Source organism: Marinilabilia salmonicolor, from assembly GCF_003003035.1.
Lineage (GTDB): Bacteria > Bacteroidota > Bacteroidia > Bacteroidales > Marinilabiliaceae > Marinilabilia > Marinilabilia salmonicolor_A.
Genome location: NZ_PVTS01000004.1, coordinates 1 through 11,818, shown reverse-complemented (window position 1 = coordinate 11,818; position 11,818 = coordinate 1). Strand labels below are relative to the sequence as shown.

The 11,818-nt window shown below is 38.9% G+C and carries 9 protein-coding genes and 1 pseudogene; 9 read left to right on the top strand and 1 reads right to left on the bottom strand.

What is annotated here, in order from left to right; translation table 11 throughout:
- Nucleotides 1–25: 25 nt before the first annotated feature.
- The 9 genes and pseudogenes from BY457_RS04865 to BY457_RS04830 all read left to right on the top strand — a co-directional run bounded on the left by BY457_RS04865 (nucleotide 26) and on the right by BY457_RS04830 (nucleotide 10,842).
- Nucleotides 26–1,225 (top strand): glycosyltransferase, encoded by a 1,200-nt coding sequence (locus BY457_RS04865; RefSeq protein ID WP_106152205.1) that lies wholly within the window; start codon nucleotides 26–28, stop codon nucleotides 1,223–1,225.
- Between the two features lie 362 nt (nucleotides 1,226–1,587).
- Nucleotides 1,588–3,108, top strand: coding sequence for a reverse transcriptase domain-containing protein (locus BY457_RS04860; protein ID WP_106152204.1), 1,521 nt, complete (start codon nucleotides 1,588–1,590; stop codon nucleotides 3,106–3,108).
- Nucleotides 3,109–3,115: 7 nt separating this feature from the next.
- Nucleotides 3,116–4,069 (top strand): glycosyltransferase family 2 protein, encoded by a 954-nt coding sequence (locus BY457_RS04855; protein ID WP_258176617.1) that lies wholly within the window; start codon nucleotides 3,116–3,118, stop codon nucleotides 4,067–4,069.
- 483 nt (nucleotides 4,070–4,552) lie between these two features.
- Nucleotides 4,553–4,654: a hypothetical protein gene (locus tag BY457_RS19325; RefSeq protein ID WP_374956692.1), complete on the top strand. Its 102-nt coding sequence runs from the start codon at nucleotides 4,553–4,555 to the stop codon at nucleotides 4,652–4,654.
- Nucleotides 4,632–4,862 (top strand): annotated as a pseudogene (locus BY457_RS19215) (endonuclease domain-containing protein); the annotation flags it as partial. The gene BY457_RS19325 and the pseudogene BY457_RS19215, both read left to right, overlap by 23 nt.
- Before the next feature lie 266 nt (nucleotides 4,863–5,128).
- Entirely contained in the window at nucleotides 5,129–6,091 is a 963-nt protein-coding gene (locus tag BY457_RS04845) for a glycosyltransferase family 2 protein (protein ID WP_181256378.1), read from the top strand.
- Between the two features lie 248 nt (nucleotides 6,092–6,339).
- Nucleotides 6,340–7,596 (top strand): glycosyltransferase family 4 protein, encoded by a 1,257-nt coding sequence (locus tag BY457_RS04840; protein WP_258176616.1) that lies wholly within the window; start codon nucleotides 6,340–6,342, stop codon nucleotides 7,594–7,596.
- A gap of 225 nt (nucleotides 7,597–7,821) precedes the next feature.
- A complete protein-coding gene (locus BY457_RS04835) occupies nucleotides 7,822–9,030 on the top strand; it encodes an ATP-binding protein (RefSeq protein WP_106152201.1) in 1,209 nt (402 codons plus the stop codon).
- 522 nt (nucleotides 9,031–9,552) lie between these two features.
- Nucleotides 9,553–10,842, top strand: a complete 1,290-nt coding sequence (locus BY457_RS04830; protein ID WP_106152200.1) for an O-antigen ligase family protein — start codon at nucleotides 9,553–9,555, stop codon at nucleotides 10,840–10,842.
- Between the two features lie 325 nt (nucleotides 10,843–11,167).
- Here the strand turns inward: BY457_RS04830 and istB are convergent.
- On the bottom strand, nucleotides 11,168–11,818 hold a 651-nt coding region (gene istB, locus BY457_RS04825), incomplete at its 5' end, for an IS21-like element helper ATPase IstB (protein WP_106152199.1).

Here is an 11,818-nt window from a genome sequence, read left to right as displayed (position 1 = left end):
ATACAAAACTCTTCAGTCTGGTAAAATGAGTCACAATCTCTGTCTCCATACCGCCAACTACCCCTACGGACTGGGCGAACAATTCATCGAAACCGAAATAAAGTATCTTGCCAATGCCTTTAAAAAAGTTGTCATTATTCCCAATAATACAGACGCAAAAAAGCGGCTGGTACCGGAAAATGTAGAAGTATTAAAAGCGGATTATTCCGAGTATTCCACCCCAAAAGGAATAAAAAACATTGGGCCATGGCTTTTCCCCATCCTGCCGGCCATTTTAAAATCCAATAATAAAATCCTCACATTAAGCACACTACTCCGGGCCGGATATCAGGCAGAAGTACTTTTCTATTTCCTAAAAAACAACAACCTCATTGACAACACATTGCACTACACCTATTGGTTCAATGAGCAAAGTACGTTACTATCAATCCTAAAGTCAAAAAAAAGGATAAAAGGTTACATCTCACGAGCACATGGGTTCGACCTATATGAAGACCGACATAGGGAAGGATTTATACCATTCAGGAAATTTCAATTAAAGAATGTATCAAAGCTTTTCCTGATCTCAAAAAACGGTGTGGAATACATTAAGTCCAAATACCCTCAGTACCAACACAAATACCAATTATCGTATCTCGGTATTGAAAATAATCACCGATTAAACCTGTCGATACCCGCCAACAAGGAATACCTACTGGTAAGTTGTTCGCGGTTGATTGATATTAAAAGAGTTCACCTAATAGTGGAGGCCCTTGCAAAAATTACGGACTTTCAAATACGGTGGGTTCATTTTGGAGATGGACCTTTACTGAAGCAAGTAAAAGATTTAGCAAAAAAGAATTTACCTGATAATATCAAGACAGAATTTAAAGGAATGATTCCTAATCAGGCAGTACTCCAATATTTTCAAAACAATTTTGTTGATTGTTTTATAAACACCTCATCATCGGAGGGATTACCGGTAAGTATAATGGAAGCTACCGGATATGGCATACCTGTTCTTGCCACAAATGTGGGTGGTACAAATGAAATTGTAAATAACTCGACAGGAATTCTGCTTTCTGAACACCCCGAACCAATAGAAATAGCCCAGAATCTTCAAGAAGTATTCATGAGTTTTTCAAGAAATGCAGGTTTTCGTCAAAAGGTTTACAATTATTGGAATAATCACTTCAATGCAGAAATTAATTATCAAAGATTCACAAATACGCTAAAGAATCTGTGAATTATAAATAGTCAATTTCAATTACGTAAAAAAACATACAGTGCAGCAAATGAACAGTGCCGGCCGGTCACGTTTTTTGGTTCAGGCTCATCATAATATATGTTGATGAGGAACATGTATTTCATGAGAGAAACAAGTAGAAACAATAATTTCTACGCAGAAACTTATCAAAAGTTCCCATCTCTCGTGCATACATTTGGTAGTAGTGAATATCATTTCAATCATATAGATTGTTATTGGTTTCAAAGTTACTAATATTTGCATCCCAAAATGCAGGGGCGATACCTAATGGGGTGTCGTATTAGCATGTGCCGGTCAAGCTTGCCCCGTATTGGACTGTTCTTTGCTGCATTTTTTATCATATGGAGAAAGATTGGTATAAACAAAAGCAATATCCGCATATTGGACTTCCCTTAACTGGTAATGACAGGCAATGGGTAGCAAAATACGTAAGTGATCCTGAAAAAGTAGCAACTCATGCCTTTCTGCCTTTTATTCACCGGGAAATAAAACAAAGAAAGTTTAGAAAATACGATTTGCCTGATGGAAGCCGTTCAAGAACACGGATAAACAATAAACCAAAAACACGCCCAATTCATTATGCAAGCCATCTGGATTCAAATATTTACAGCTTTTATGCGAATACACTTCAATATTTGTATGAAGAGCAAATAAAAGAAAGAGAAATCAATGATTGTGTAACAGCCTATCGAAAAATCCCGATAAACCCACTAAAACCCTGTGGTAAAAAAAAATGCAATATTGACTTTGCCAATGATGTATTCAAATATATTAGCAAAGAAACCAAATCAGAAATGGTTGCCATTGTTTTTGACATCAAGGGTTTCTTTAAAAACATTGACCACAAAAAAATAAAACACAGTTGGCAAAGGTTATTAACGAGGTTTAATCTACCTGATGACCATTACAATGTGTTCCGGAATATCACTAAATTCTCATACATAGATGAGATAGATATTTTCGAAAACTTCAAAAACCAAATCATAACACAAAATCACTCAAAAAACCCTAAAATCCATAATAACAAAAAACGAAAGAGGGTTACAAGACTTAAGTATTTACACAACCAAAATGCCATAGCTTTTTGTACAAAAAAAGATTATTTAAAATGGGATAACAGACATCAATACATAAAGAATAACAAATACCTAAACCAGGAAACAAAAGAATTAAGAAAAAAAGGAATACCGCAGGGGGCAACAATAAGTGCAATTCTGGCCAATCTTTATATGCTTGAGTTTGATACAACCATAAACAAAAAAGTTACAGAAATCGGTGGAATATACCGCAGGTATTCTGATGATATGGTTGTTGTTTGTCCTTCTGACTATGAAGAACAAGTAAAAAGCTGGATGCGAAAGGCTATTTCTGAAGAAAAGTTAGAAATACAGGAAGAAAAAACGCAGGTCTTTCTTTTCCAAAATAAGGATAATAAAATAACCTGTTATCACAAAAGAGGTGAGTATTTAGATACCAACAATCGTTTTGAATATCTGGGTTTTGAATTTGACGGTGAAAATGCCTACCTAAAATCAGCAAGTCTGTCCAAATTTTACCGCCGTATGAAAAGGTCTGTAAAAAAAGGTAAACACCACGCTCTTCGGTTTGGTAATACAACTACATTCGGTGAATTATTCAAAAACAGACTTTACAAAAAGTTCTCATATTTGGGCAGTCATCGTCGCAGAAAAAGAGTGCGTGATCCAAAAGACAAATCTAATTTTATTCATACGAAGAAGCAGGATTGGGGCAATTATTTGTCTTATGCAAAAAAAGCACATGCAACAATGGAACCACACTCCAAAATTAAACAACAGATTCGCAGACATTGGCGAATTCTTCATAAACTCATGCAAAATTAATTTTCGTATGAACCCGGAAAACAAAATATCAGTCTCCATAATCATCCCCGCCTACAACGTCTCCCCCTACATCGAAGAGTGCATCCACTCGGCCTTTGCCCAAACCTACCTCCATATTGAAGTCATCTGCATCGACAACAACAGCACCGACGGTACCTGGCAAAAGCTGGAGCAACTTAAACTACAATACCCGCAACTCATCGTCGACAAAGAAATGAAACCGGGCGCCCCCGCGGCTCGCAACAAAGGCTTGCAGTTAAGCAAGGGAGAATGGTTGCAGTTTTTGGATGCAGACGATTTGCTGAAGCCTGAAAAAGTGGCGCACCAGGTGGCACTTATCAACAACACGCCAGCTGTCGATGTCCCCTTTATCGCTGCCACCTGCCTGAAACGAGACCTTAAGGGCAATGAAACCAAAACTAGCCTAAACAAAGAACACCCTTTCAAAAGTCTGTTTGCCACACAACTTGGCATTACCAGTTCCAATCTCTGGAACCGCAATTACATCGAAGCAATCAACGGGTGGGACGAATCCCTTAAAAGCAGTCAGGAAGCCGATTTGATGTTCAGATTATTACAAGTAACCGAAAACGTTATATTTGATGATAAGCCACTGACAATCGTGAGGGAACGGCCGGAGGGGCAGATATCGCAACAAAATCATTCTAAAAAGTGGATTCGCTATTTTGAAAAAAGAGTGGAAATGGTTCAATGGATTGCAGAAAATAAATCAACACTATTTGCACAAGAAAAAAGGTTCTTTGATGATGGACTTTTCGGAATTCTGAAAATCATGGCCAATGAGAATCTAATTGAGGCCCATACTTTATATAAAAAACACCTGAAAGACCGATACCGGCCATTTGAAAAACAGGAGCATTCAACAAGGGGATATTTGATTTTATATAGGGCACTAGGCTTTTGGGGTGCAGAAGTGGCAAGGAAGTTGTTAGGTCGGTAGGCTTTTCATTTAACTCTACCCCGTTCCCCCTCTGGCTCCCCAAAAAGGGAGTACCGAACCAACCCACAATCCACATGGGATTTTGATACAACCTAATGTTCCCATCCAAAAAGGAACTCGCGGTGGAGGTCCCCCCTATAGGGAGCCAGGGTGTGAGCGCAAGGACAAAAAAAACGAATGTTTTAAATAAAAGTCATCAACTTACCCTTCCTACAACCACTCTAACTCCCTTTAATGGGAGGACCGGCTAACCCACAAAACCTTATATAATAATACATCCGCATATTTCAAATTCATTAAAATCGTGCGGTTGTGGCACCCCATATAGGGGGGCAGGGGGTAGAGCGCAGGGAGGGCAAACTCAGTAAAGCACATAAAATTGCATTCTATTTAAAACACACAAATGGCTGTTAGTTACCAAGTAAATATGTTCTTTAACGCAAAACCGCACATTTACGAAAAAGCCGAGAACTACGAAAAAATATGACGCCGGCTGAACTTAAGCTATGGGAGTATATTAAAGATAATCAAAAATTAGGACTGGGTTTCCCGTCGCCAACACCCAATAGACATTTTCATAGCTGATTACTACTGCCACAAAATCAAGTTGGTAATTGAACTGGATGGCAGTATCCACAACAACTCGGAACAAAACGAATACGATGTAAACCGAACAGCAAAACTTGAACGTTTGGGGATTAAGGTTATCCGGTTAAAGAATAAAGGGGTAATAGAAAATATTGAGAAGGTAGTAGAACAGTTAAAAAAGACATGCAAGGATTTATTAAGGTAGTTTTTTCAACTGCCCTACCCACACCCCGCTAACTCCCCTAAAGGGGAGGACCGAGCAACCCCACAACTCGCAATAAATGAAAACATACAAATGTAACAATTCAAAAGGAATCGCACGGTAGCGTACCTCCTCTTGGGGCCAAGGGGGTGTGCAAAGGAATAATTACAAATAAAAATTTACACGCTAACAACTTTCAATCATGAGTTTCTAACTCTTTTCCACCAAAATTCCCAACCAAACACATGCAACAAAATAACATCCATCCATTGGTTTCCATCATCATCCCAAACTACAACAAGGCCAACTTCATACAAAAAACTATTCAATCCGTTATTGCCCAAACTCATGAAAACTGGGAAGCCATTATTGTCGATGATGGTTCCACCGATCAATCCATCGAAATAATTAAACAATATTGCAAGCAAGATAAGCGTTTTCGGCTTTTCGAACGGAATCGCCAACCCAAGGGAGGTTCAACCTGTCGTAATATAGGCCTGAAAAACGCACAAGGAAATTATACAATGTTCTTAGATTCGGATGACATTTTAACCCCAAATTGTTTGTCAAATAGACTAAACCATATAAAACAGAACCCCGATCATCATTTCCTCGTATTCTCCGGAGGTACTTTCTATAGGAACATTGGCGACAGTAATTCACAATGGATTCCCTCTCAAGGGAATCATGCAAAACAATTTTTAGCCCATATACTCCCCTGGAATATTTCATTACCCATCTGGAAAACCTCATTTTTAAAACGTTTAAATGGCTTTGATGAAACCTTTCCGCGCTTACAGGATGTGGAATTGCATACCCGCGCTTTGTTGCAACCCGGTGTAAAATACAAGATTATTGGTGGAGCTCCTGATTTTTATTACCGAATTGATGAAAAGCGCAAATTAAAAGCACCTTATCAGTTTGTAGAAACCTTTATTAAAGCTGTTGAGTTATATTCAAGCAAAATGAAGCAAATCATAAAAGTCCGTAACGATAAGGCTCCATTATTTAAAGCACTCAATGGCACCTTCCAGTCCGCTTATTTAACGGCACAGGTTCAGTATGATTTGGGCAATATTTCGGCAGAAGAACGCAACCGTTTATTTGATCGCGTAAAATCGTTCCATAATCCTAAGGGGCTATTTACCCTATATATCAAAGGCTTGCAAAACGGCATCCACCGGATAAAAGGGTATAATTGGTTGGGCAAAAAAGTTTTGGCCGGAAGATAATAACAACTCAAGTCTAACTTCATATTCAAAAGCTATTGTTCAACAAGCATCGTTTCGAGCATTGGTTTTTACACCTTCGAAAAATAGTTTCTAAAAGTGAACTTCAATTAGTCAACAGCAAAACCGACACACCGTGCACCGCATAACGGCAACATCCTAAAACCTAAAGCAGCTCTGCTGCGTCCTAACACATAATAACTAACTTCATGCACCTCTCCCTCCTCACCGACGGCATTTACCCTCACATCATGGGTGGCATGCAAAAACACAGCTACTACCTGGCCAAGTACCTGGCCCGTACAGGGGTAAAGGTTGATGTTTATCATGCCATCCCAGAGGGTCAGCCCCTTCCAACAACCCCGGAAGGTTTTACAGAGGAGGAGTTACAAAACCTTCAATTTTTCCCGGTTCATTTTCCAAAGCGGGCAAAATATCCGGGCCATTATATCCGTGAGAGCTATATTTACTCAAAACGGGTTTACAAGAAGTTTATTCAACAACCACAACCAGACTTTGTCTATATTCAAGGGTTTTCCGGATGGGAGTTTCTTGCAAGGCGGAAAGAACCTGGAGCATGGGGCAGAATTAAAACAGGCATCAACTTTCATGGGGTTGAAATGTTTCAAAAAGCACCCTCACTGAGAATTAAACTGGAACATTTGTTACTTCGCCCATGGGTAAAATGGAATATTCGCCATTCAGATATCATTTTTTCATTAGGTGGTAAGTTAACGCATATACAAAAAAAGCTAACTACGGCAAAAAATAATATTATCGAAATGCCAATTGGTATTACAAACGATTGGCTGATTGATGAAGCTCCCGAGCAAAAAAGCAAAATCAGAAAATTTGCTTTCATTGGGCGATATGAGAGACGTAAAGGCATCGAAGAGCTTCATTCAGTTCTTCAACATTTAATGAAAGAAAACCAACCATTCGAATTTCATTTCATCGGTCCCATCCCCAAATCCAAACACCTAACCTCTACTCACCTAAACTCCTACTCGTCTACTAGCCTAACCTCCCCTTCGCTCACCCCCTGCCCCCCTGAAGGGGGTAACCAACCCGCAACCAAAACATCTAATAACCCACTTGCCTACTCCCCTACTAGCCTAATCCCCTACTCGCCTACTCGTCTAGTTTACCACGGCCCCATCCACGACGAAAAAAAAATACAGCAAATCCTCCGGAATGCCGACGTACTCGTCTGTCCTTCCTGGAGTGAAGGCATGCCCACAGTAATCTTAGAAGCAATGGCATCAGGGTGTGCAATTATCGCATCGGATGTTGGGGCGGTCAGTGAGCAGGTTGACAGCAACAATGGCATTTTAATAGAACCGGGCAACAAAAATCAATTAAAAAATGCCATGATAAACATGCTCAATATGGATAATGAAAATCTACTGAAAATGAAGAAAATATCAGTAGATAGAATTAAAGAGAAGTTTTTGTGGGAACAGGTGGCAGAACGAACAATTCAGGAAATTAGGAGAATAAGTGTTTAGGCTAGTAGGGGATTAGGAGATTAGGCTAGTAGGAGATTAGGCTAGTAGGAGATTAGGCTAGTAGAAAAGTAAACTGTCATTCAGGTCTTACCAAATATCTTGCTTCAAAGTGCCATAGGCACGATCCATTTTATGATCCGGGATTTTAATCCCGGGGATTAGGTTAAGCATTCTTTCATGTATAAATGAAAAAGTTTTATATATTTACAAAAATTTCATGTACAGATGAAAAACAGATATATAAATCGAAATATTTATACCGATAAGATTCTCCCTTTTACGGAAAAAAATTTAATAAAAGTAATCGTCGGCCAGCGCAGAGTGGGGAAAAGTTATTTGCTGTTTCAGATAATTGATTATATACAGAATAATGATCCCAAAGCCAATATAATTTACATAAACAAAGAGCGCTACGAATTTGACACAATAAAAAATTATACCGAATTAATTAAATATTGCACAAATAAATTCCGTAAAAATCACAAAAATTACATCTTTATTGATGAAATACAAGACATTGAAAATTTTGAAAAAGCTCTGAGACATTTCTCATCCGAGCCTGATACAGATATTTACTGCACCGGCAGCAATGCAAAGCTTCTTTCGGGAGAATTGGCAAGTTCCCTAAGCGGCAGGTATATCGAAATAAAAGTTTATGGATTATCGTACTTAGAATTTCTTGAATTTCACCAATTAGAAAACCATATTCAGAGTCTGAATAAATATTTGGAAATTGGCGGATTGCCTTATATAATAAATCTTTCGCCCCAAAATGAAGTTATTTTTGAATATCTCAGAAATATATTTTCAACAATAATTTACAAAGATATAATTACACGGTACAAGATCCGAAACCACATCTTTTTAGAAAATTTGGTGAAATATTTGGCCAACAATACAGGAAACCTAATATCAGCAAAAAAAATAAGCGATTATCTGAAATCGCAAAACTTGAAAATGTCGCCGCAGATTGTTTTAGACTACCTGTCATATCTTGAAAATGCTTTTCTGGTTTTTAAAGTTAATCGCAGCGATTTGTCCGGTAAAAAAATATTTGAAACCAACGAAAAATACTATTTTGAAGACATTGGTTTGAAAAATGCCCTAACCGGCGAAAATAATATACAGATAAACCAGGTAGTTGAGAATGCAGTATTTAATCATCTTAAAATTGCCGGCTATGATGTTAAAGTAGGAGTTTCCGGCAATAAAGAAATAGATTTTATTGCATACAAAAACGGAAAGAAATTATACGTCCAGGCGGCATATTTATTGCCAGACCAACAGGTGATTGACAGAGAATTTGGTAATTTATTGGAAGTTAATAATAATTATAAAAAAATGGTGGTTTCATTAGACCAATATGCTCCTAAGAATGTACAAGGAGTAGAACATATACATTTAATTGATTTTCTTTCCAATACAAAAATATAACAGCTTAAATACTTAAAAATTTCATTCGTTTAAAAATTTGTAATTATCTGATAAAGAACTAATTAAAAATTTGAGAACGAATGGAACCGCTTCGCTCTCGCATAATATTTTTTAAACATATTCTTTTGTGATATTTATGCTTAAAAAATATCATGCTCGTTTCATCAGTATAAAATTATTCTAAGTTATTGGTCTGATGGAACTCGCATGATTGAAGTTTATACATGTTCTTTAGTGACAAACCTTGTCATGCTCGTTTCATTTATGCACGAAAAAAACGGACTATTAAATTCTATTTCATTCATACATGAAACTTTTAATGTTAATATATTGCCTAATAACCTAAACTCTACTAGACTATTGGTACTTTCAGAGATTCTTCGCAAGCTCAGAATGACATCTCTACTTGCCTTTTGGCCTACTAGCCTACTAGCCTATCAACCTAATGACCTAAACCCCTAAACTCTACTTGCCTAATTGTCTACTAGCCTACTAGCCTAATCCCCTAATAACCTAAATACTATGCTCAACGAACTCCTATACGAAAAAAACAACTATCTCACCCTCCTGTTCTGGGTGCTGGTCGGAGCCTTCGCAGGACCTTTGGTGTATGTGGTGGTACCCGTTCACATGCTCGTGCTGAATAAAAAGGGAGCCTTGCTATGGATTTTGTTAGGGTTATGGCTGGTATTGACCTTAAGCGACAGCCGGCAACCTATCTTCAGCTTTGCCGTGAATCTGAAGACAGCCATGATGCTGGTAATGGGCTATCTTTTTCTGGTCATGCCCAAAGAAGACGATCCCCTGCGCTTTATAAAACCTTTCATTCCCTTTTTTGCGGTGGCATTCATTGCCCTAATCGGCAGTCCGGTAGCCTTTGGAGGATTTCAGAAAACCGTATCATATGTATTGCTATTGACAGTAATCCCCCCCACAGTAAACCTCCTGCTTACCTGGGAAAAAGAGCGATTTCTCTATCATCTGATTATGGTAGGAGTCATTGTCCTGGCCACGGGTCTGGCATTGCGATTTATCTCCCCCGGATTCGTCATATTTAAAGGAGAGCGGTTCTCCGGATTATTGGGCAACCCCAACGGACTGGGAATTTACGGGTTTATGTTTACTGCCCTGTTTACTATTGTCATTTATTTTCACAAATACCTGTTTACCCGCAACCAGGTCATTTTTGTTTATGCACTAATATTTGTTTCCCTTATTTTGGGCGGAAGTCGCGGCGGTATCTTCTCTACAGCCCTCTTTTTGGCTGCCTGGTTCCTCTTACGTCGTGATTCCATTATGGGATTTATCGTCATGTCACTGATATTTCTCTCGTACCAATATGTGATGGCCAATTTCGAAAGCATCGTACTCTCTCTGGGGTTAGAAGATTACTTCCGGCTCGAAACCCTGGATACCGGTTCAGGGCGTGTGGTGGCACGTCAGGTGGCTATGGAAAACATTCAGAAAAACTACTGGTTCAGCAAAGGATTTTCTTACAACGAATTGGTTTTTTCTCACTACAAAGACTTTTTCGAAAAACATGGTCACCAGGGCAACGTACACAACAGCTGGCTTACCATGTGGCTGGACACCGGGCTGGTCGGGTTGATTCTTTTTTGTTTTGGCTGGCTGGTCAACTTCATCAGGGCCTCCCGCTTCTCCCCACTTGTATGGGCAGTTCTTTTTGGCATATTGCTATCCATCAGTGTAGAATCATGGCTGGTGGCGTCCCTCAATCCTTTTACCATTGTGCTGGTGATTATTTTGAGTATGATGGGGAATGAGAAGTTTTATAGGCAAGTAGGGGATTAGGCTAGCAGGCAAGTAGGAGATTAGTAGATTAGGCTAGTAGGGGATTAGGCAAGTAGAGAAATAATGTTTCATCCAATCAACCACAAAATAAAAAATCAACAAAAAAAGTTTCACTATTTATAGAACTACTGTATATTTGTTGTCCTAATCAAAACATTTTAGAATTATTCGGGAAACAGAGGCTACTTAAGCTGAAAAAGAAAAACAGAGGCAATATTGGTCTTTCTTCGGCAATTGGATATTCCGGTGATACTGACCCCCCTCTCCGGTGATATTGCCCCCCCTAACATTGGACTGGTTCAAAGAGCGTGATGGACTGACAATATTACCGTTTTTTTCTCAAACTATCTCCCTTTAATTCGATTCGATGTGATGTGTGAACCAACCGGTCAAGAATGGCATCCGCTATTGTTTCCTCTCCAATAATATCATACCAGTTGGCCACAGGGAGTTGGCTGGCTATGATAATAGAGTTTTGACCATGTCGATCTTCCACTATTTCCATTAAGTCCATGCGTTGTTGCTGTTCCAGATAAGTAAGACCAAAGTCATCGATTATTACCAGGTTTGTTTTGGACAGCTTTTCAAAGAACTTGATAATTGTACCTTCTAAACGCGCCATTTTGGTTCTCAAAAGTAACTTTTGAAGGTTAAAATAAGCCACTTTATAGCCCTGCATACAAGCCTGATGACCAAGAGCCGAGGCGATAAAACTCTTACCACATCCGGATGCTCCTGTTATCAGTACAGATTCTCCGTTTTGGATATATCCTCCGGTTGCCAGGGATGCCATTAACTCTTTACTCACACCCCGTTCAGACTCTGTGTAAACTTCTTCCACAGATGCCTGGTAACGGAAGCCAGCATTCTTTTTTAATCGGTCAAAACGCTTATTTTTCCGGTCTTGCTGCTCGTTTTGTAAAAGCAGTTCAAGTCCTTCCGACAGACTTATTTCATGATGCTTGCGGGTCTCTAA